This window comes from Flavobacterium sp. J27 (assembly GCF_004303025.1).
GTDB lineage: Bacteria > Bacteroidota > Bacteroidia > Flavobacteriales > Flavobacteriaceae > Flavobacterium.
In genome coordinates, this window is the sequence record NZ_PJQW01000002.1 from 268,127 (window position 1) to 291,076 (window position 22,950).

Below are 22,950 nucleotides of genomic sequence, written 5' to 3' on the forward strand. Positions count from 1 at the left end.
TGATCAATAAATGAATGTTAATAGTAATAATATATTATGAACTATAATATACATTATGTAAAATAGAAAAATACAAGCAAAACATTTGCCTGTATTTTTTACTTAGATTCTATGAATTTTAAAGCAGCAGAATTAATACAATATCTTAACCCTGTTGGTTTTGGTCCATCATTAAAAACATGACCCAAATGCAAACCAGTACTTTTTTCCACCACTTCTTCACGAACCATTCCGTGGCTATTGTCTCTAATCCATTCGACAGCATCTTCTGAAATTGGTTTTGTAAATGATGGCCAACCCGAACCTGAATCATATTTGTCGTCAGAACTAAATAATGGTTTTCCTGTTGCGGCACTCACATAAATACCTTTTTTATGATTATTATGATAAGCATTATTAAATGCTGGTTCTGTACCACGTTCAACCATTACATAATATGTATTTGGAGCTAATTTCTCTTTCCATTTCTTTTTTACAGATGCTTCTTTGCTTGCCGTATTCCTCTTTTTTGTTTCTTTTTTTTCTTGACATGAAATTTGTGAGATACTCAAAAAACTAAGTATAAAAAATACGCATAGATTATATTTTATCTTTTTCATTTTAAATTATTTTAAATAGTTAGAAAATTTATTTTTGAATCGATTGATTCTAGGTACTGATACATTTTGTATATACGAATTATTGGGATGTAAAGATTCATAATTTTGATGATAGTCTTCCGCAGGATAAAATTTAGTGAATTTTTTTATTTCTGTAGTAATTTTATTTTTAAAAGAATGCTCTTTTTCTAAGGTGTCTATATATTTCTGAATCATTTCTTTTTCCGCATCATTTTTGTAAAAAGCAATAGAGCGATATTGTGTACCAATATCTGGACCTTGTTGATTTAAAGTAGTTGGATCATGAGAACCAAAGAAAATGATGACTAAATCTCGAAACGAAATTACTTTTGGATCATAATAAATTTTTACCGCTTCAGCATAGTCTGTTGTACCACTACTCACCTTTTCATAATTGGGATTAGATTGTGTACCACCACTATATCCAGAAACAACTTCATGTACGCCTTTTACACTTTCAAAAATAGCTTCCACACACCAAAAACAACCTGCTGCAAAATAGGCCGTTGCATATTGATCTAGATTTTGATCTTCTTTTGTTATTTTAGATTCTAAGACATTTGGTAGTTCTTGCGTGTTTTCTAAATTCTTTTTTGAGTTTTTAGATTCGCAATTTAAAGTTATCAAACTAATCAGAATCAAACTTATTGTTTTTATATTTTTCATTTTCACTACTAATTTTATTGGTATTACAAAATTACTAATGATATAAAGGAACAAATGTTAACTATCTTACATTTGCTGTTAAAAATCTATTAATTTTTGAAAGAACTTAGCTTATTTGAGAGTAAAATTTTAGAAACCTGGATTTTATAAAAAATGTAACCCGATAGTTTGTTTATCGGGTTACTCATTTACTTATTCTTTAATAAATGGTTTGGTGTAGGAACCATTATTGCTATTTATTTTGAGAATATAGACTCCTGATTTTAAATGACTAATATCTACTCTACTTTGATCGTTTTGAATAATTGTTTTTAAAATTTCTTTTCCTTCTAAATTTATTACCGTAATAGTTCCGTTTACATATTGAGTTGGAAGATTTATTTGTAATTCATCTTGCGCTGGATTGGGATACACTACAATATCAGTTTCATTGTTACTCTCTTTTTCTGTTTCATAACTCATACGATTGGAATTAAAAATTGAACTTATATAATATAGATTGGCTACATTATCCTTCGTTATAGTATGAGAACCACTTGATATACTTATAGTTGCAATTCCTGAACTAGCTGCATAAGAAACATTATCGACTTTTATATTCCCAGTAAAATTACTGTCAAATACTAAGGTTAATGTTGCTGAAGTTGTTGTGCTAAAAGCAATAGAAGTACTGGATTCAATTTTCAATCTTCGTGTTAAGTTGAGTCCGTTATAATTTACAGAACCATCAGTTGCATTCATATTTCCTGAAATACTATAAAAAGAACTATTTTTTTCTGACACAGTAAAATTATGAATTTGATTGCTTGTTGAACCACCTCCATTGGAACCAGCTGGAGTTGCAGAAGCAGCATTTGAATTAATACTTCCATTGGCTTTTATCCAATAATAATAGGTAGTTCCATTTGTTACATTGCTATCAGTGTAATTTCTTGTAGTTGTTGGAACTTGAGCTATACGCACTCTTCCACTTGGATTAGAATCGGTATCTCTATATACTTCTAAACCAGTTACTGTAAGATTTGAAATACTCCAATTTAAATTTACTGAACCATTTGTTCCTGTAGCCGTTACTATAATTTCGACTGTACCTCCTCCTCCATTTGTTGTTCCGGATTCAATAGCACCTAAATCGGGTTTTGAACCTGAATAAATAATTCCTGTAGAAGTGACACCCACATCAATTAAATCGCTATTTGTATTTAAATTAAGAAAACCATTTCCTGTAGGATTTGCATTGGCTCCCATAGTTAAAGTTACAAAATCAGAACTAGTTACGGTAAAACCACCTGTTGCTCCAACAAAAGAATTTGGAGCAGTGCTATTGCCTCTAATACGGTCATTGGTTCCATTATCAAAAGAAAGATTATTTTTAAAAACATGACTTGCACCGTCTCTAGTATGCCAATTATATCCATCGTTGTTGTAGGATGTATTATTTGTAAATTCTATAGCCCCAATATTTCCATTGTCGGTAAAACCATGTTTTCCATTGTTAAATGCAATACATCTTCTTACAATATGATTAATTTGGTGCGCAGATGAGCCTAATTTATACCCATTTTTATCACCTCCACCAGAAGTGCCACCACTAGTAAGAGTACCATTATGATGCGCAATACAACCTTCTAAAACAATCACACCAATTGGTCCAGTATCACTTTTCGTATATAAATCCCAGCCATCGTCTATATTATGATGTGCCACACAATTTCTAAAGATATTTCCAGTGCCACAAGTTAATTTTGCTGCAAATCCGTCTGCATTTTCATTTCCACTATCTTTGTTGTCATACGATTCACAACCTAATATTAAATTATTTGTTGGCCATTGACTAATACTACTTGCGTTAGTACTGTATCTACTTAATTGAAGACCTGTATCTTTATTATTTCTAAAAATGCAATTTTCAATGGTATTATTATTTCCAGATAAAAGCATTCCATTATCTCCGGCACCTTGAATGATAATGCCTTTCCAATGCCAATAATCCCCATCTAAAACAATACCTCTATTAGAAGAGCCTTCACTCATATTAAAATTTAAAATGGGAACTTCATTTCCATAGGCAAAAATGTTGATGTTTGCACTTGAAGAACCATTTTTAGTAATCACTATAGTGCTGCTGTAATTGTGAGTACCTCCTCTAACATAAATTGTATCACCTGATGATACTTGATTGATTGCTTTGGTTAGAGTTTTGAAAGGATTACTAGTTGAAGTTCCTGAATTTGAGTCGTTTCCATTTGTAGCAACATAATAATTTGTTGCCCATGACGATGCGATACTTATATTGAATAATATAAGCATCAAAAAGATGTTTTTTTTCATGATTTCTGTTTGTTTGAATTTTTAATTACTGTTTTTACCTAAAAATTGGATTAACTTCAAGGTATTCTGCTTCTTGCTTTGCAATTTTGAATTTGGTTCATAACCTTTGATTTAAAGTTTAAATTATAAGGTTAATAGGCAGTAATTTATTTTCGTAATCGATTACAATTTTATCTAAATTTTTTTAAGATTCTTTAAAAATTATGCATTTCCATCCAAATAATACAAGTATTGAACCAATTGGAATTGCTTCTTGTATTTCCCAATCCAAAACCATGTCCACCAACATCATAAAGGTGCATTTCAGTTTTAATCCCATTCCTATTTAAGGCATAATAGTAATTCAAACTGTTTTCTATTGTTACAGATGCATCGTCAACACTATGAATTATAAAAGTTATAGGAGTTTGAGTTGTTACATTTTTATCTAAGGAATATTTTAGAATATTTTCTTTTTTTGGATGCATCCCTAAAAGATTTTTTTGAGACCCCAAATGTGTTATTTCATTTTCCATAGAGATTACAGGATAAATTAGAATTGAAAAATTAGGCTTAGCACTTAGATTTTCATTAGAATCTGTAAGTTTTTCATCATAATAATTGCATAAGGTAGCCGCTAAATGTCCTCCAGCTGAAAAACCGATTACGCCAATTTTATCAGTATTAATATTTAATTTTTTTGCTTCTCTACGCATGTAACGCATGGCTTCTTGTGCATCTTGTAAAGGTCCAATTGTTTTATCAGGCATAATACTATCCGATGGCAATCGATATTTTAAAACGACAGCAGTAATTCCATTTTTTTGAAATGCTGTTGCTACTTTATACCCTTCTTTATCCATACTTAAATGCGCGTAGCCACCACCAGGACAGATAAGAACGGCTGTTCCATTTGGTTTTTTAGGTTTAAAGATGGTTAATGTGGGTACTGAAACTTGGCTAACACGAACTAATACTGAATCTTTATAGGTTTTGATTTCAGTATACCTGTTATTTTCAATACAATTAGGAATATCCATTTTCCATAAGTTTACTTCATACGATTGCGCATATACATTAGTCATTAGTATACAAAGGAAAAGAGCTATTTTATACCCAATTCTCATTCGTTAAGTTTACTATATTTTTTTAATGAAGGTACTTTTTTTGACAGTTCTTTTACGGCTAAATTAGCTACTTCATTGGCTCCTAACTTAGACAGATGTGTATTATCTTCAATACCGTCAGGAAAATATTCATTTTCACCTTTTTTGAAATGTAGATGCAATTTTTTAGACTCTTCAACACCATAGGTTATCTCTAATTGCTCTGTTTCATATTGTAAATCGATAAAAGGAACATTCATTTCTTGAGCAACCAAACGAGTAATCAAGGTGTAATTACCATGAGAATCTAATAAAACTCCTTCTTCATTGAATTTTCTTCGAGCTATAGATGAAAACAAAACAGGAATTGCTCCTTTTGCTCTTGTTTCTTCTACATAACGCATTAAATTATAACGATAGGAAGTTTGTGGATTGGTATATCTTTTTGGATCTGTATCTTTTGAATCGTTATGGCCAAATTGTATGAATACATAATCTCCCTTCTGTAAAGAATCTAAAACCGCTTTCCAATGTTTTAAATCTCTAAAACTTTTTGAGCTTCTTCCATTTACAGCATGATTTTTTATAATCACATTTTCAGTAAAAAAAATAGGTAAGACTTGTCCCCAACCGTGCTCTGGATTGCTATTTGGATTTTTTTTATTGGCCATAGTAGAATCACCAATCATATAAATAGTTATGGATTGGGTATCATTCGTTTTTAAAGTTGAACAACTCCAAAAAAATAGTATTATAATTATTAAATTACTCAGTTTCATACCAATTGGATTGACTTTTATTACTTCCTAAAATATTTTGTAAACTATACTTTTTTATTTCTTTTTTAGTTAATTGATGCGACCAAGCCACTCTCTTTGAATAAATTGCACCAGTTCCTTTATTTTCAAATTCAGCATAAAAAGTGGTTTTCTCGGCTTCAGGTTTTGACCAATTGTGCCATCCTTCCGGAAGAATATGTTGGTCTAAAGTACATTGAATAAAAACAGTTTTAGCATAAATTCTCCAAGGTCTTCCTAAATACACTTGTGAAGTTGCACTTGATGCGGTTAGATGACAATTTTTAAAAACATAACCAAAGTTGGTATCCTTAGGTGTTGAAGCGGCAGTTATATAGGAATCTTTTTTAGAATGAATCGTACAATTTTCAAAATAAGCAGTTGCACTGCCAAAAATAAAATCGGTTGTACCTTCTATATAACAATTTTTATAATATTGTTTACCAATGCCTGATGCATATAACGTATCTTGATTTCCTAAAATATTGCAGTTTTCTACCACTACTCTATTTGAAAAAACTGATAAGGCTACCGCTTGTCCTACATCGCCCGCAGTATTTTCTATAGTTAAGTTTTTTAAAACAATATCATTTGCTTCAACTAAAAGCGTATAGGTATAAAATGTACTATTTCTTCCTAAGCTAATTTTATTGAAATAATCATCAAATCGAACAATAGTTTTTTCTTTGTTTTCTCCAATTAAGTTGATATTCGTATTCCATTCGTGTATTTTTACTTTTTCGTTGTAAATCCCCTCTTTAATAAAAACGGTAATTTTTTCATAAGGAAATGCCTTTGCGTTATTTATAGCTTCTTGAATTTTTGTATAATCACCACTACCATCTTGGGAAACAACCATATAGTACTTATCTTCAGTTGGTGTTTTTATAGCAGTAATACCGTGCTTTTCTTTCCATTTAGGATATTTTTTCAGAACTTTTTCAGGTGTGGTAATATACCAAGCATATCCATTTCTTCTTTCGGGACCAATTTCTGCTAAACTGTATTTTTTAATCCCATCTCGATCACAAAAGAAAGGTTTGTTATCGTCTAACTCCATAAATCTAGCCCAAAGAGGTTTTGCTTTTTCATCATGAATCAGCTTTTTATCAATTACCTTACCTTCATCATTATAAATTCGTTCTTCTCTTAGGTTATTTATTTGTACTTTTTCAAACCAAGCCACTGCAGCATGTATTGCTTGTATAATTTCTGGAGAAGGATTTTCTATAGCCATTAGTAATAATACAATATTAGCAGATTCATGACCACTTAGTGAAGGTAATTCATACGTTCTAGCTTTAGCGGGTAAAAATGTTTTTTCATCGTGCTGGGCACACCAACTCGTTAAAACACCATTTTGTTTATATTGTGTTCTTAAAATACAATCAATTCCTTTATTGAAAGCAGTTTGCGCTTTTGAAACAATTACTTCACTTGGTTTTATGGAATAATAGTCAGTTTTATCTTTAATTTCTTTTAAAAGAGAAAGAATATTAACCATAGAATCATCATTATACGTAATATGTGTATAATAGCCTTTTTTTAAAGGATAAAACTGTGGCCAACCACCATTTTCATATTGGGCTTCTAAAAGATAGTTTATGCCCTTTAAAAAAGCTTCTTTATAACGATCATCTGGAACATTTTCATACATTTTAGATAAAAACTCCATTTCTTGAATGGTTGCTCCATTATCTGTAGTAACTTCTTTTGTACTCGATTTTAAGGCACGTAATACATCTTTTTCATCCTCAGATAATTGCTGTTGCATCTGAATATTTTTGGGCCAACCCCCAATATTTCTTTGATATAAAAGCACATTTTCAGCTATTTCTTTTGCTTCAGTAGTACTAAACCAAGCCGATTCACTTTTATGAATAATATCTTTCCATGATTTATTTAAAACCTGACCACTTACTAGGGAAACAAAAAATGCTAGTATAAAGGTTGCAATATGCTTTTGTTTATTATAATTCATTTTATCGATTTAATTCAATTGCTGCTAAAATAAAAGGTCCTGTTGCTTTAGGATCGTTATCTTTCTTTTTTTCGTTAATATAATATTCGTAAGAGCCATCTCGATAAGGATTACCACCTAAACCTGCAACAGCACAAGCTTGTGTAATGATAACGTTACCATTTTCAGAAATTTTTACTAATTTTTCAGTTAAACCATCAAAAGCTTTATTAGCCTTAGTTTTATATTCGATAGGTAAATAGCCTTTATTAGCTCCTTTAGCAAAAGCATACGCAAACATGGCAGAGCCAGATGCTTCTAAATAATTCCCTTCTTTATCTCCTAGATTCGTTACTTGATACCATAAACCTGAAGGATGTTGTTGTTTCGCTAAAGCTTTTGCTAATTGATTTAAGTATGCGATTAATTCTTTTCGTTTCGGGTGATTTTCAGGAAAATAATCCAAAGCATCAACTAATGCCATTGCATACCAGCCTAGAGAACGTGACCAAAAATTGGGTGAAGTACCTGTTTCTTTATTTGCCCAGTCCATTTTTTTACTTTCATCCCAACCGTGGTACAATAAGCCTGTTTTGGAATCATATGCGTGTTTTTGAATGAGTTCGAATTGTTTTGCAACATCGTCTAAATTCGTTCCATTTTCAAACTTTGTTGTATAATGCGCATAAAAAGGTTCTGCCATAAATAAACCATCTAACCACATTTGAGAAGGATATCTTTTTTTATGCCAGAACCCCCCTTCTGTAGTTCTAGGATGTTCTGATAATTGTTTCCTAAGAAGTTGCATGGCTTTCAAATACTTATCATCTTGAGTAGTATCATACAAATTGAATAAAATATTCCCCGCTTCAATCATATCGATATTGAAGTTTTCATATTTGTAAGAAGCGATTACACCCGAACTATCGATTGTTGCATCCGCATAACCTTGAATGTAGTCATAATACTTTTTATCTTTTGTTTTTTCATATAATTTTTCAAAAGAGGTTAATACTAAACCATGTACATAGTCCCATTTTGGTTCCTCTTTATCGTCAATTTGATAGGCTTTAGGATGTTGCTCCATAAGGGTTAAAGCCATTCGTTCTGACCATTTTAAGGTGTCTGAAATAGTATATGTTTTATTTTCAGAATTAGTTAAAACGGTTTCTTTTTTTTCCGTTTTACATTGAAATAAAAGACATCCAATTGAAAATAAACCTATGATTTTGCTTATGTAGTTGAAATTATTTTTCATTCTTATTTTAATTTATCTGTAGCGTTTAATTCTGCTAATTTTTGATTAAGATAAGATAAAAATTCCTCTTGAGATTGAATTCCATTGCCCTCTTGTTCCCAAGCGCCTAAAAAATAAAAGGTTATAGCTGAAGTTGTAGGTTTGAAAACAAGTACATGATCGTAATTACCTTCTGTTATTTCGCTTATAGTTTCTTTTTTATAGAAGATAGCCATTCCTAAATTATCTGGTACTAAAGATTGTTTACCATAAGTAGCTATATATCCCCATTTTTTATTCTCACTTTCTTTTTGAAGTAACGGTAAATCACTAAGTTTTACGATACCAGTACAAATTCCTTCTAGTGCTTCAGAACTTTGGATAGTGTGTTTTGTGTATCTTTCGTCTGCTGAAATGCTTAGATTAGAAGTAAGATTTGTTTTTTGATTATTGGTTTTCCAACCAAAATAATTCACTTTCACTCCAGATTTAGTATCAAAATTTTCAGCTTTAGCAAATGTAGAATCTACTTCATTGAAATGCAATACTTCTTTATTTATATAACGACCAATAGCACCAATACCTAAACCTTTGCCCGCTTTTAAAATATCGGAACCCCAGTTTTGCATTTCATGGTAAGAATCGAAGCCATCTAAACCAACTTTAGAAAGTACCATGGTGTCTGTCTTTTTACCAAAAATATCAATTGCATTTCTCCAGTCTAAATAGAGTCGGTAACCAATTTTATTGCTTTCCCAACCTGGTCCTTCATAGCGAATATACCATGAATGATCGGTATGTGCAGCAGGAACTTTTACACTGTCCACATTTTTAAATGTACCTTCTAAGTATTTTCTTCCTTCCCAATGACCACCTTCTTTTATAGAAATTTCGGCATAAGTTTTTACTTCAGTTGCTTCTTTTTTGGGTTGCTCTTCTATTGTAGTTTCGGGTTCGATATTTTTTTTACAAGCGGATAAATTCAGTAGCAATAGCATACCTGTTAGAACTGTTATCTTTTTCATTTTATGGATTTGATTTTAAAATTTTATCTAAAAATTGGGTGATACAAATGGTGGTTTCATTAAACCATGGATGAAACAACCAAAAAGTATGTGGACTATTTTCAATTTGTTTTATTTGATTGTAAATGTGATATTGATTTAAAATTTGAATCATATCATCTCTTCCTGCATGAAAACGTTCAAATTGACTGTTAACAAATAAAATGGGCGGTGTATTTTCATTAACATGAGAAAGTGCGGATGCTTCTTGCCAAATCTCAGGTTTTTTTTCATAAGTTCCGCCTAACCATTGAGCAGCTAATTTGCCTTCTTTTGATTCAGGATGATGAAAGGCTAAAACACCATCTAAATTAACAATTGCTTGAAATTTATCAGGAAATTTAGTTCCAATTAGACTTGCCATTTGACCACCAGAAGAACAGCCTAAAATCACTGTTTTTGAAGTGTCAATACTAAATTTTGCAGCTTGTTTTTTTACAAAGGTTATGGCTTCCAAAATATCATCAATAGATTGAGGGTATTGTACTTCATCAGAAAGTCTGTATTCTATGCTAAAGCATTGGTATCCTTTTTTACAAATGGATTGTGCTAAAGGTTCTAACATGGATTTATTTCCTGATTTCCATCCTCCTCCATGTATTAAAAAAACAGCAGTTAATTTCTCTTTACTTTTATTGTAATATGCATCTAAATGCAAAGGTCTGTTATTCTTTCTACTATAAACGATGTTATGAATTTCAGAAATAACATTGTTATTTGTATCAGGTTTAACAATAGTTATTTCAGGATATGTTCTTTTTTGTTTTGCATATTCAGAATGAATGGTGTAAGATGTATCTTTTTGAATCACTTGTTGTGCAAATAAAAACATAGCGTTACTGTTTATCAAGCTGAAAAACATCATGATAATGCTATTTTTAAGTATTCGCACAACAAATAATTTCATGAATATCTTACTTTAAATGATTATTTTAAAAGATTTTTTATTCCCTTCTGATGATACAACATTCACAATATAAAAACCTTTATTTAATTCAAAATTTATATCTGTAGAGGTATTTAATGACCTAACTAATTGTCCTGTTAATGTATAAATATTAATTTGAGTATTTGAAATAATATTTGATATGAAAATTTGACTATTCGTTGCATAAGCGTTTACATTTAATCCATTTTTAAATATATCTGTATCCAAAGTAGTAGTTCCTAAGGCACCAGTTACTTCAATTTTATAAAGATTATTAGATTGATCTCCGTATATATATAAATTAGTAGCACTTCCTGTATACGTTGCTTCTAAAATTAATGGATCACCTGAAACATTACTTCCTAGAGAACCTATTGTCGAAGTTCCATCAGTTATATATAATGTTCTTGTTCCCGAACCACCAGTTCTAAACCAAACTTTAATAGTACAATTACCTGCTGTAGCAAAATAGACATAACGTTGTGTTGGCATAACTTGAAATGTAGACCCACTATATCCAGCTCCATTTAGTTTAAATCTATTTGCACCAACGTACCCATCTGTAAAAGTTTTTGGGCTTGATTCTATCACACCTACATTACTAGCTGTTGGACTATTAACGTTCCATTCAATTCCTAAATTATCAACAATTGTGTTTGTGTTATAGCCATTACCTATAGGCCAAGTTGTTTCATCATTACCAAAATCCCAAGTTTTGGTTTGCCCAATTATTGTTACAGAATATAGTAACAATGAAATGCTTAAAAAAAGTAGTTTTGTTTTCATAAGTAATATTTTTAATGTCTCGTAATCGATTAAGTAAATTTAAAATATTTTTTATTTTAGTTGTAAATTATCACGTTAAAGTTTTATAAAAGTCGCGTTAAATTAGTTTTTGATAAACTTCCAAGATTCTATTTTGTTATCATATTTTATATTACAGGAATAAGCGCCTTCTTCTAAGTTTTCTATATTAATTTTTAAGATTTCATTTGCTAAAATATTTTTATATTGATAACTTTTAATTTTTTGTCCATTTAAAGAATAAATAACCACTTCTAATGTATTTGTAATTGACGAAGGAAAATAAATTCCAATATTTTTATCAATCATAGATGTAAAAAAACGAATGGTTTGCTCATTTATTTTTGGGTTTGAAAGTGTCGAACAATTACTAGGTGAAATAATTCCTGATGCGGAGACTTGTAACGTAGCTCCAGCACCACAAGTAGGGTCAGTTAATAAGTTTTCAACTTCATTTACCGGAACTGGTGTGGTACTATAAGAAGGTACTGTTACAGAACCTACATTTGTTGCTCCATTCATACAGTTATCAAAGGCAATAGCAACCGTACCTCCATCTCCGCTGTAATAGGTATACACATTTGTAATATTGGCAAAATTTGTATTTTGAACATAACATGTTGAATTATTATTTCCGCCACCTAATCCAATTGCTTTTGCACTAGCTACAGAAGTATTGTAATAACAACTCAGCAAGTGTAATTCTGCATTACGTGCTCTTGGCATTCTTTCTTTGCAACCATTTGCCCAATAACAATTTTGAAAGGTAATGCTGTAATGACCATCTGCTGTAACATCACTAGCAGAAGATCCTACTAAATTAGTAAAACGATGATCATTGGAACCACCTGAACCACCAGCAATTGGTGCTTTTAAATAGGTAAACTTACACCAAGAAATAGTAATATTATCTGCAGCTCCTTTATTATCAAAATTACCATCCATCCCATCTTGAAATTCACAATGATCTACCCATATATTGGTGCCTTCATTGGTTAAATTATCTCTCCCATCTACATCGTAAGCTCCTGGTCCTTCAAAAATAAGGTTTCTTATAATTACATTATTAGAGTTTGGTTTGATATTTAATATTCCCGAATTGGCCGCAGAGGTTGTTGAATTACCTACAGTAATTTGTATGTTTCTTAATTTGGCTCCTGGTAATCCAATGATTGATTTATTGTTTAATTGCACACTTGTATAATCACATTCTATGGTTCCAGATACTAAAATAACAGCATTTGCAGGAGAAGTTGATAAGAGTGCATTTTTAAAAGCGGTATAAGTTGATACGGTTACAGGTGTGGCATTACCTCCTCCTGTTGTGTTTGCACCAAAACCTTGCGGTGTTGCCATATAATAATTCTGTCCAAAAGAACTGATAGAATAAATTAAGGAGCAGAAAATTAAAAGGTAAGTTTTCATATTTTAATTTTAAAAAGTTATAACTTTAAATGATTGATGATTTGTACCATCTTTTACTAACACAATCCAAATTCCTTGATTCATTTCTATTTGTGTATCTGAATTGGTTTCAAATGACTGTATCAATGCGCCATTTAGTGCATAAATTTTCACATTAGTGGGAGCGTTAATATTTGTTAATTTGATTAGATTTTTAAACGAACTAACATGAATAGTTGTATTTTGCCCAAAAGAAGTATTTCCTAATAAATCATCAGCTATTAATTGAGGGAATGGATCCCAATCATCGTTTCCTTTAGTAAAGTTGAAAGTAGTAATTTCTGTACCATCGTTTAGGTAAGGAGTATTTAAAGTGGTTGACCAAGAAGCTCTATTTGGAGTATTATTTACACCAGATTGTTCTATTGTTCCATATTCATACATCCCGTTTGAATTACCCCCAAGTGTATTTTGCCAACCTAATGGCATAATCAATGAGTTTCCAACAAAACCTGGATAGTTAGACGTTTCAATAGTAGTATTGTAAAAAACTACTTCACTAGTATTGGCTTGCCATGGACGACCAAAATAACCTGGTTTTGCTCTATAAACGGAAGCCGTTTCTATACTTGGTTGAGCGGTTGTAATGATACATTCATACATTAAAAAACCACGCCCTGAGCTTTGTTGAGCAGCAGTAATATAAGCGGCATCGTTTGAAGTATCACTTACATTCATGCTTAGTTTAGATTGATAAAATACCACATCCATAGCTCCAAAAATATAATCGACAGCACCCATCATTTCTCCTTTATAAACAGCTACTCTTGCACCAGTACCTCCATAAAAAGAATCTTGCCTACCTACTACTCTACATTTATTTAAAACTACTTTTTGTACATTGTTTTTTATTGCAATAGCTGCAGCTCTTTCAACAAAACTTCTATCTTGAACAGCAGTATTTCCAGCATTTGTAGGTCTATTTCCTAGACTTCCAGTTGTCCACGCTAGAACCACATCTTGAGATTCTTTATTCGAAATATATTGATTAAAAGAATTTTCAAAAATGATATCTTCTGCTTCAAAACCATCAGCAGCAATAACTACAGTTGCATTCCAGTAGGAACCATTTGTCGTTCCAGCACCAGCATTTTGATAAGAGGCATATCCATTTTGAATATTTACATTTAAAACATCTTGATGCCATTTTTGATCAGTTGACATACTATAATAAGTGTATCCATGCCCATAATATGAAGTTATTCTCACTGCATTTGGTTCAATGTCAACTCCTGCATTTAAAAGACCTATACTAGGATTAGTTGCAGCATTTTTTAAAGTGACCAAGGGTTGATTTATAACCAACATTTCTTCATAATTTCCAGGGTCTATAAGAATAGTAACTCTTTCAGCGTTTGTTCTTTCCATTTGAGAAACAGCTGTTAATGCTTCATTGATTGTCGCAAAATCTTTGTTAACCCCAACTGTAATTGTTGAACTATACGGTATTGTTTCTCCTACTTCAATATTAGTGAAATAAGTAGTTGCATTGATATCAATAGTAATATAACCAGAATTTGAACCAGTGTAAGTGTATGTTAGACTATCTGTCGTAGAAGTTGTTCCAGTTGAATTTATAGTGCTAATTGGAGTTCCGTTTTCAATTGAAAAATTAGCAGCATAATAATATTTAATTGTAATTTTATCTCCCACATTAGCAGGTATTTGTATTGAAGAACCGGCTTGAGCAATTAAATGTCCTTGACCCATCGAATTGGAAATGTTTCCTGAAAAAAGTAATCCTTTATATGCTGTATTAGAAGTTGTTATAATTTGGTCATTAAAAGGCCAATTAGTAACTGGTTCGAAAACTATATTCTTTGAAGTACCGTTACCATTTACAACAAGATTAGAATTTAAAGCCATTTGTACCGGATAAAGATCTAAACCACTTGATGCAATAGAATAAACACCATCTCTCAAATTTATTGCATTAATTGATGAAAATTGATAGCTATAATTTGGCTCATTTAAGTTAGAGAAAGTAAGCTGTAAATTGTTTTCTTCAGTAGTTGTTAATCCTGTTGTAGTAATTGAAATTGGATACGTTGGTTTTGGAGAAAAAGTAATATTTGAACTTGTGTTTGAATTTGAAATAGTAATTGTGTTTGTATCCAATACATAGTCATTTACTCCATTGGAAGAAATTGAATAGGCAATATTAGCTTCAAGTTGTACTGAATAAGTAGCATTGGAAAAGTTAATTTGTGGTGAAGGAACATATACCGTATTACTTGAAGGATCAGCGGTGTATAATAGTTCTAGGTCATTTATGTTTGTACCTAAGCCAATTATGGAACCCGTTACTTCATATAAAGAGACTTCTAGAATAGTAATGTCATGTGTATGAGTAGGATTAATTACAGTTGAAAGGTCTAAAATATCACCACTTGTAATGATAAAGCCATTGGCATCCATTAAACTAACTTTATAACTAAATCCCTGTGGCAAATTAACTTGATAGGTATCATTTGCATTCATTTGTGAAACCCAAGATTTACCAGCGAGATTAGTAAAAACAATGGTATAATTATTTGGTATGGCAGCTGCTTGAGATAGGTCGATAGTTCCAGAAACTGTAGTATAAATAGCGGGTTTTCTATAAATTCTATAAAAACTAGCTTTTCCATCTGCAACATAAATTTTAAAGGAGCTGGCATTTTTAGCTACAAATTTTGCTTCAGTAGTGGCTCCACTTGTAGCAGTTAAATTTAAAATATCAGTTTGCGAGGTTGGATTATTTTCATCCATAAAAGTTAAAGAACCTCCAGCATCAGTTCTTGATATAATACTAACTTCATCGTCTTCATTCAAAGTTAGTTGCATAAATCTATTGGTAGGAATTCCATTCGTCATATTTGGAGTTCCATTGCAATACACTCTGCCAGAAAAATTACTAACACTTGCAATGTTAGCATCATATCTGGTTAAATTTGTATTGGTAGTTCTCAATCTATCACCACTATTACCTGTCCAAGATAAACTACCAACTGTAAAACTAACTGGAAAATTAATGCTTGTACTACCTGGAGCTATGGTTCCATCATACCAAGAATTAATAGTTGTTTCATCTAAATGATTGTTGTAATTGTTTGTATCTAATGGTGTAGCCCCAAAATCCCAAACATCAATATTTTGTGATTGACTTAGTGAAATGGAGAGCACAAAGCAAAGCCATAAAAAAGGTATTTTTTTTGACATAATATTGTATTTGATTGTTTTTTAATTGTTTACAGAAAACAAATGATTTTGGTTTTGAAAATAATTTGCCTTACCGAATAAATACTTTAACCTCTAAAAAAGGATGATGTTTATTCGGTAAAAACAAATTATAAACTATAACTAACTCAAAGAAAATCTATAGGTTTAATACCCATAATCATTTACAAGAGCTCCATTACTAGAGTCTAAGAACACTTGCCAAATAGGCCAATACTGTCTATTATCTGGATTTGTAGCAGAGCTATATAATGCATTAATTTTAGAATCGGTAAGATTATCCCATTGATAAGCAGTGTAATCTGGACCAGGTACGGTAGTTTCATTTCTATTTAAACCATAAATAATTAAGGTTTCGTTGTCTGCTGCATATTTATAATACAATGTAGAAGGAACATCATAATAATTTCCTACTCTTTGCTGAAGATCAAACATTTTTGATTTCGCTTCGCTTAATTTTGTACCTAATAAATTCCAACGTATCAAAGCTTGTTTGCGCTCCATTTCTCCTGTGAATTCAAATTTATGTTCTTCAACGATCGCATCAAACATTTGTTGTCTACTTCCTAAGGCATCTACATACGCATCTACTTTTACAGCATGCTGAGACGCATCAAAGGCTCTCATTCGTAATTGCTTTAAATACGGAGCAGCAGCACTAGGTCCATCTAATTCATTTGCCGTTTCAGCTGCCATTAATAAAATTTCAGCATAGCGCATATATATTTTATTTACGCCATCGTCGTTTGTAGAAGTAACAATTCTATTCATCCATTCATAGCGATATTTTCCAAAATACCATTTATTTAAAGCGCCTAGTTGTTGTTTTGCAAAATTATTTGTTGCCGGTCCCCATAAATAAGGCACACAGGTTACATCTCTACGTTGATCTTGTTCATCATAATCATAAAAAATGAAAGGTAATGGTCCAGCTTGACCCCCTCTGTTATTTCCATTTGAATGATATTGATCATTGTTTGTATGTCTGACAGCAAAAGTAAACAACATTCTACCTCTACCCGCTGAGAAAGGAATTTCCCATAATGACTCTCCACCTGCCTGAGTATTTTCTTCATTATATTTTCTCCATAAGCCCTCAAATGTAGGTTCTAAATGAGCAGTTCCACTATCGATAATCGATTTACATTCGTTGAATGCTAAAGTGTACATATTTTGTACAGAAAGTGCTGGATCATTACTTCTTCTAACTGCATCAGGATATTGTTGGTAACCAGACGCTGCTAAAGCTAATCTAGCTCTTAATCCTTTAACAAAAGCTTTATTTACACGTTCTACACTAGAAGTAGCAGTATTTCCATTTGGCCAAGGAACTAAATCGGAAGCTTCACCTAAATCTTGAATTAATTGTTTGTAAATAACATCTCTACTCGATTTTGGCAAGTATAAAGTTTCAGAAGAAATAGGCTCAAACCGAGCGGGTACATCGCCCCAAGCTTTTAATAAATCAGCATAATAAATTGCTCTCAAAGTAAGCGCTTCACCTAATAAATAACCTAATTCCGAACCTGATGTAGGGTTGCCATAGGTACGCAATCCTCGAATACAAATATTAGCTCTTTCAATACCTTGATACATTTTATCCCAAGCATTGTTAGAAGTATTCATTTGCGTATTATTTGGTAAGGCATTATAGTTACACAAAGTAGCATTATCGTTTGATGTAGATTCAGAAGCATTATACCATTCAATATCAGTATTCATTCCATACCAAGGTAAAAATCTTCCTCTGTAAGAATTGGTTTCACCAAATGGAACTTTTATACCATCTACAGCACCTTGTGCTAATCCTGGTGTTGAAAAAATCACAGATTCATCTAAGGTTGATAGCGTTTGAGAATCGAGATAATCATCGTCACAAGAAATTAAAAATGAACTTATGATTATTGCAAAAGCGACTATTTTATTTTTCATTTTACAATATTTTATTTATTAAAAAATTAAGTTTAATCCTAACAGAAGTTGTCTGCTTTTTGGATATGGTGAATAATCTACTCCAGGAGTATAAGGAGTTTGCCTTCTTGTAGATACTTCTGGATCAAAACCTGAATATTTTGTCCATACAAATACATTACTTACTGTACTATATAATCTTAATTTTGATATACCAATATTTTTCAACATATCTTGAGGTAAGCTATATCCTAAAGTTATTGTATTTAATCTTAAGAAAGAACCGTCTTCAACTGCCCAATCAGAGAAAACATAATTAGAAAATGGCGACCACATGGTAGTGTTGGCATTTAAGGCAGCTAATTGAGTAGGATCAGTAACTAAACTTCCAGTTGCAGGATCAATATTTGTCCATCGTGTTCCTTCAGCCATTGTCGTTAATAAATTTCTAAATTGTCCCCCATTAGGTGTTGCAGTAGAATGTTCAATTTTAGTAGCATTATAAATATCGTTTCCATAGCTCCAATTGAAACCCGCTGAAAAATCAAAGTTAGAATAATTAGCATTAATAACGATACCACCTGTATGTTTTGGATTTGCATTTCCTATGACAGTTCTATCATCTAAATTTACAACACCATCACCATTAACATCTTTTAGCTTCATTGAACCTGGTACTACAGTAGTTCCAATCACTGAAGAAGCATCGGCTACGCCACTTTTTAGCGTATAAGTTCCTCCAGCATAGTCAAAATCAGACACCTCATAACGACCATCACTTTGGTAACCAAACATTAAGCCTAAAGGTTGTCCTACATTTACAAGAAAATCATTATTTATAGCTGTAGAAGCCCATCTTGAAGGTGCTCCGAAATTATCTAAATCTCCTAAAGAATTGATATTGTTTTTATTAAGGCTAATATTAAATGCAAAACTTAAATTAAATTTGTCTTTTTTAATAGCATCTACATTTAATGAGGCTTCAATACCTTTGTTTTGAATTTCACCCATATTTCTGTATTGCGTATTATACCCTGTTCCAGGAATTGGGAAATTAATTAATAAATCATTAGTTAAGTTTTTGTATGTATCAAAAGTACCACTAATTCTTCCATTAAAAATTTCATAATCTACTCCTAAATTTTGTGTAGTAGTCGTTTCCCATTTTAAGTCTGGGTTTGCCAAAACATTTGATGCTGCCCAATAGCTATTTACATTATTTATCCAAGATGTAACCGAAGATTGAAATGGTTGAATGGTTTGCCCCACAGGAATATTGTTGTTACCAGCTTTACCATAACTAATTCTTACTTTTAACAGATTTAACCAGTCATATTCTTTTAAGAAATTTTCTTCTGAGATTTTCCAAGCGGCAGCAACAGAAGGGAAATATCCCCATCTATTTTTACCTAAGAATTTGCTAGAACCATCGGCTCTATAAGTAGCAGTTAATAAATATCTGTTTTTAAAATCATAATTAATTCTACCAAAAAAAGATAATAGTTTGTCTTCTGGTAAGTTGTAATTTTCAGTTGAAAATGGAACACCTTGTGTCGTTAAATTGATTGCATTTTCAAATGTAAAAAACTCAGGATATGCATGAATGGTATTAGTTAAAGTATTGGATTTAAAGTTAATTGTTTCCGCACCTAATAATACTTTTAAGCTATGATCTTTTCCTAAAGATTCTTTGAAATCATAATTTAAAGTTGTGGCGTTTCTAAATCTTTTATCTTCTCTATTACTGAAAATTAAAGCTGGCATACCTTGATCTTCAACTGCGGGAGCATTATTTACATAATAGGTGCTTTTTCCATAAAAACGATAATCTGAAAATTTATAATAATCTAAACCAAAATCTGTTGCTAATTGAATTTTATCAGTAATGTTCCATGAAATGCCTCCAAGCATGTTGAAGTTTCTTCTCAATTGACGTCTATTGTTATCTGCAACAGTAACATATGGATTTACTAAGTTACTGGCTAAGTCTTCATCTGTACTACTACTAGTTACACCTTCTATTTCAAATGGAGCATAGCCTATAAAATGTTTCATACGTGAATCTGCGGTAGATTTTTCGTTTTGTTCATTTGCTCCACCTCCATTAATTTCAGTATCTGAATAACGAACAGTATACGTTAAATTGATATCATCATTTGGTTTACTTTTTAATCGAAGGGCTAGATTGTCTCTTTTATAATCAGAACCAATCATAATTCCTTTTAAATTATAATGCGTGTAATTGAAATTATAATTTATTTTTTCAGAACCGCCACGAATTCCTAAATCATGATTTTGTACAATTCCTGTTCTTCCAAAAATATTATCTTGCCAATTAGTTGTTGGGGTATTATTATATTGACTAATATTTGACCATGGTCCTAAATAATCTTCAAAAGAAGTAAGATCATTGCTTAATAAAGCGTATTCATATTGCCAATTCACATAATCTCTCGAATTATTTATATCAAGCGTTTTACGTATTTTATTAAAACCAGTAAACGTATTATAGGTAACTTCAATTTTATCTCCTTTCGTTCCTGATTTTGTGGTAATTAATATTACACCATAAGCCCCTCTTGAACCATAAATAGCTGTAGATGAAGCATCTTTTAATACAGTTATATTTTCAATATTTGATGGAGAAATATCACTTATACTTGTAACAGGAAATCCATCAACAATATACAATGGAGAAGCATCTTGTGATAAAGAACCACCACCACGAACTCTAATATTGATTTCAGCATCTGGTGCGCCTTCTGTTGCAGAAATTTTTACTCCAGCTATTTGACCGGTTAAAGCTTCAGCTACATTGGTTACTGGTCTTTTAAGTATTTCTTCACTTGACACAGAAGCAACAGAACCTGTTAAATCTGCTTTTTTAGATGTACCATAACCAATAACAATAACTTCATCTAATTTTTTTGTATCTTGAACAAGGTTAACTGTTAGTTTACTTTGACCATTTACTTGTACTTCTTTTGTTTCATAACCTATGTAACTAAATACAAGTGTTGCATTTGGGTTACTTACTTCTATAACAAAAACACCATCAAAGTTTGTAGATTGACCATTTTTTGTTCCTTTTTCATAAATATTAACACCTGGAATAGGCAGTTTGTCTGAATTATCTATTACTTCTCCAGTAATTTTAATTTTTCCATTTTGAGCAAATCCATTTTGAGATAAGAATAAGGATAAGAACAACGCAATTAAATAGAGTTGCCTATTGGTTAATAAAATTTTCATCTTCATAATAAAATTTAGTTTAATTAGGGTTGTTGGTTATTTTTCTTTTGTTTATATAGGTGTCTATAAACGTTATATTACTTACATTTTTTAATGAAAAATCATTTTGAACAGTATCAACCGATACCTTTTTAAAATGTATATTTTCAATTATTGAGTTTTCTAAACCATCAGCTAGAATTACATATTTTCCTGAATTTTTAACCGTTACATCTTCTAAAAAAATATTTTTCACTTTTGGAATAAAATTCCCTTGTTGGTTTTCGTAAATACTATATTTTAAATTTATTTTTAAGAGTGCTTCTTTCACTTCTCCAACTTTCAAATTTTTAACATAAACGCCATCGACTATACCACCTCTTCTGGTATTAGTTTTAATACGGATAGCTCTTTCTAAGTTAGGGCTATCCATAGTACAATTTTGCACAAATACATTTTGAATACCTGCAGACATTTCACTACCAATTACAACACCACCATGCCCATCAATCATTTTACAATTTTGGACTACTATATTTTCACTTTTAATGCCTACTCTTCTTCCTTCTGCATCTCTACCAGCCTTGATTGCAATACAATCGTCACCTGTATTAAAAGTGCAATTTTTGATAATAACATTTTTAGAATATTCAGGATCGCAACCATCATTGTTTGGTCCGTGACTCGTAATAGCAACATGGTCAACAATTACTGAATTACATTTTATGGGATGAATAATCCAAAAAGGAGCATTTATAATGGTAACATCTTTAATTAAAACATTAGTACATTCAAAAGGTTCAATAAAGTTAGGACGCAAATAATGACCTTTACCAAATATTCTTTGATCTAAACCCACTTCATTTTGCCCCATGTGCATTAATGTGGGTAAATTTAAACTGTCTTTTTGAGACGGTTGCCCATCAATATATCCATAAGAATATCCTTCTGAAGTACTACCTTTCCAAGGCCACCAATTAGTTTCATTGGCTTGACCATTAAAAGTTCCTTTACCCGTTATGGCGATATTGTTTTTTTGATAGGCATAAATTAAAGGCGAATAATTAAGAAGCTCAATCCCTTCAAAAGAAGTATGTACTAGAGGATAATAATCATCAGGATTTGTTGAAAACAAAACTTCTGCGTTGTCTTCCAAATGTAAATTAACATTACTTTCTAAGTGAATTGCTCCAGTTAAGAATTTACCATTTGGTATTAAAACAACTCCTCCACCATTCCTCGAACATTTTTGAATTGCTTTTTCAATTGCATTAGTATTCAAAGTTTTTCCATCTGCTATTGCACCAAAATCGACTACATTAAAAACATCTGATTTAAATTGAGGTTCTGTAACATTCTTCAAAATATCATTTAAAATATCTGTATGTTTTTTTTCTTTAAGTACAGGAGTACTTTCTTTTTTATGATTGCAAGATTCTATTATAAAAATAAAAAGAATCAGACAGATTAGTTTTTGTTGGGTAAATGAAAATTTCATTTTTATATAATTAATTAAAAATATTTTACCGTAATCGATTACGAAAATAAATAAAAGACAATTACTAAACAAGTAAAATTTCATAAAAAATAAAAAAAACAGAAAATAATTGTTCAATGTATAATAATTGTATAA

Annotated in this window: 15 protein-coding genes; all 15 read right to left on the bottom strand. The window is 31.3% G+C overall.

Features of this window, described 5'->3' with window-relative positions:
- Positions 1-98: 98 nt before the first annotated feature.
- The 15 genes from msrB to CX675_RS03355 all read right to left on the bottom strand — a co-directional run bounded on the left by msrB (position 99) and on the right by CX675_RS03355 (position 22,815).
- Positions 99-599: a peptide-methionine (R)-S-oxide reductase MsrB gene (msrB, locus tag CX675_RS03285; protein WP_130733788.1), complete on the bottom strand. Its 501-nt coding sequence runs from the start codon at positions 597-599 to the stop codon at positions 99-101.
- A gap of 6 nt (positions 600-605) precedes the next feature.
- Positions 606-1,286 (bottom strand): peptide-methionine (S)-S-oxide reductase MsrA, encoded by a 681-nt coding sequence (gene msrA, locus CX675_RS03290; protein WP_130733789.1) that lies wholly within the window; start codon positions 1,284-1,286, stop codon positions 606-608.
- Between the two features lie 192 nt (positions 1,287-1,478).
- Positions 1,479-3,617, bottom strand: coding sequence for a T9SS type A sorting domain-containing protein (locus CX675_RS03295; RefSeq protein WP_130733790.1), 2,139 nt, complete (start codon positions 3,615-3,617; stop codon positions 1,479-1,481).
- Positions 3,618-3,811: 194 nt separating this feature from the next.
- Positions 3,812-4,723 (bottom strand): alpha/beta hydrolase, encoded by a 912-nt coding sequence (locus CX675_RS03300; protein WP_130733791.1) that lies wholly within the window; start codon positions 4,721-4,723, stop codon positions 3,812-3,814.
- Positions 4,720-5,481, bottom strand: coding sequence for a rhamnogalacturonan acetylesterase (locus CX675_RS03305; protein ID WP_130733792.1), 762 nt, complete (start codon positions 5,479-5,481; stop codon positions 4,720-4,722). The genes CX675_RS03300 and CX675_RS03305 overlap by 4 nt, the downstream gene beginning before the upstream one ends.
- A complete protein-coding gene (gene pelA / locus CX675_RS03310) occupies positions 5,468-7,480 on the bottom strand; it encodes a pectate lyase (RefSeq protein WP_130733793.1) in 2,013 nt (670 codons plus the stop codon). The genes CX675_RS03305 and pelA overlap by 14 nt, the downstream gene beginning before the upstream one ends.
- A gap of 1 nt (position 7,481) precedes the next feature.
- Positions 7,482-8,717, bottom strand: a complete 1,236-nt coding sequence (locus CX675_RS03315; RefSeq protein WP_130733794.1) for a glycoside hydrolase family 105 protein — start codon at positions 8,715-8,717, stop codon at positions 7,482-7,484.
- 2 nt (positions 8,718-8,719) lie between these two features.
- Positions 8,720-9,721: a DUF4861 family protein gene (locus tag CX675_RS03320; protein WP_130733795.1), complete on the bottom strand. Its 1,002-nt coding sequence runs from the start codon at positions 9,719-9,721 to the stop codon at positions 8,720-8,722.
- 1 nt (position 9,722) lies between these two features.
- A complete protein-coding gene (locus CX675_RS03325; RefSeq protein ID WP_130733796.1) occupies positions 9,723-10,667 on the bottom strand; it encodes an alpha/beta hydrolase in 945 nt (314 codons plus the stop codon).
- Between the two features lie 12 nt (positions 10,668-10,679).
- A complete protein-coding gene (locus CX675_RS03330; RefSeq protein ID WP_130733797.1) occupies positions 10,680-11,474 on the bottom strand; it encodes a T9SS type A sorting domain-containing protein in 795 nt (264 codons plus the stop codon).
- Between the two features lie 102 nt (positions 11,475-11,576).
- Positions 11,577-12,917: a T9SS type A sorting domain-containing protein gene (locus CX675_RS03335; protein ID WP_130733798.1), complete on the bottom strand. Its 1,341-nt coding sequence runs from the start codon at positions 12,915-12,917 to the stop codon at positions 11,577-11,579.
- Positions 12,918-12,926: 9 nt separating this feature from the next.
- The gene (locus CX675_RS03340) at positions 12,927-16,157 is read right to left on the bottom strand and encodes a pectinesterase family protein (protein WP_130733799.1); all 3,231 of its coding nucleotides are present in this window, start codon (positions 16,155-16,157) and stop codon (positions 12,927-12,929) included.
- A gap of 165 nt (positions 16,158-16,322) precedes the next feature.
- A complete protein-coding gene (locus CX675_RS03345) occupies positions 16,323-18,107 on the bottom strand; it encodes a RagB/SusD family nutrient uptake outer membrane protein (protein ID WP_130733800.1) in 1,785 nt (594 codons plus the stop codon).
- Positions 18,108-18,125: 18 nt separating this feature from the next.
- On the bottom strand, positions 18,126-21,344 hold the full coding sequence (locus CX675_RS03350; protein WP_240723581.1) for a TonB-dependent receptor: 3,219 nt from the start codon (positions 21,342-21,344) through the stop codon (positions 18,126-18,128).
- Positions 21,345-21,357: 13 nt separating this feature from the next.
- Entirely contained in the window at positions 21,358-22,815 is a 1,458-nt protein-coding gene (locus CX675_RS03355; protein ID WP_130733801.1) for a glycoside hydrolase family 28 protein, read from the bottom strand.
- Between the last annotated feature and the right edge of the window lie 135 nt (positions 22,816-22,950).

Bases quoted from the DNA above. Each gene is read 5' to 3' on its own strand.
- CX675_RS03305 (WP_130733792.1), bottom strand. From the start codon at position 5,481: ATGAAACTGAGTAATTTAATAATTATAATACTATTTTTTTGGAGTTGT.
- CX675_RS03315 (WP_130733794.1), bottom strand. From the start codon at position 8,717: ATGAAAAATAATTTCAACTACATAAGCAAAATCATAGGTTTATTTTCA.
- CX675_RS03320 (WP_130733795.1), bottom strand. From the start codon at position 9,721: ATGAAAAAGATAACAGTTCTAACAGGTATGCTATTGCTACTGAATTTA.
- msrB (WP_130733788.1), bottom strand. From the start codon at position 599: ATGAAAAAGATAAAATATAATCTATGCGTATTTTTTATACTTAGTTTT.
- CX675_RS03355 (WP_130733801.1), bottom strand. From the start codon at position 22,815: ATGAAATTTTCATTTACCCAACAAAAACTAATCTGTCTGATTCTTTTT.
- CX675_RS03350 (WP_240723581.1), bottom strand. From the start codon at position 21,344: ATGAAGATGAAAATTTTATTAACCAATAGGCAACTCTATTTAATTGCG.
- CX675_RS03330 (WP_130733797.1), bottom strand. From the start codon at position 11,474: ATGAAAACAAAACTACTTTTTTTAAGCATTTCATTGTTACTATATTCT.
- CX675_RS03335 (WP_130733798.1), bottom strand. From the start codon at position 12,917: ATGAAAACTTACCTTTTAATTTTCTGCTCCTTAATTTATTCTATCAGT.
- CX675_RS03325 (WP_130733796.1), bottom strand. From the start codon at position 10,667: ATGAAATTATTTGTTGTGCGAATACTTAAAAATAGCATTATCATGATG.
- CX675_RS03300 (WP_130733791.1), bottom strand. From the start codon at position 4,723: ATGAGAATTGGGTATAAAATAGCTCTTTTCCTTTGTATACTAATGACT.
- CX675_RS03340 (WP_130733799.1), bottom strand. From the start codon at position 16,157: ATGTCAAAAAAAATACCTTTTTTATGGCTTTGCTTTGTGCTCTCCATT.
- CX675_RS03295 (WP_130733790.1), bottom strand. From the start codon at position 3,617: ATGAAAAAAAACATCTTTTTGATGCTTATATTATTCAATATAAGTATC.
- msrA (WP_130733789.1), bottom strand. From the start codon at position 1,286: ATGAAAAATATAAAAACAATAAGTTTGATTCTGATTAGTTTGATAACT.
- CX675_RS03345 (WP_130733800.1), bottom strand. From the start codon at position 18,107: ATGAAAAATAAAATAGTCGCTTTTGCAATAATCATAAGTTCATTTTTA.
- pelA (WP_130733793.1), bottom strand. From the start codon at position 7,480: ATGAATTATAATAAACAAAAGCATATTGCAACCTTTATACTAGCATTT.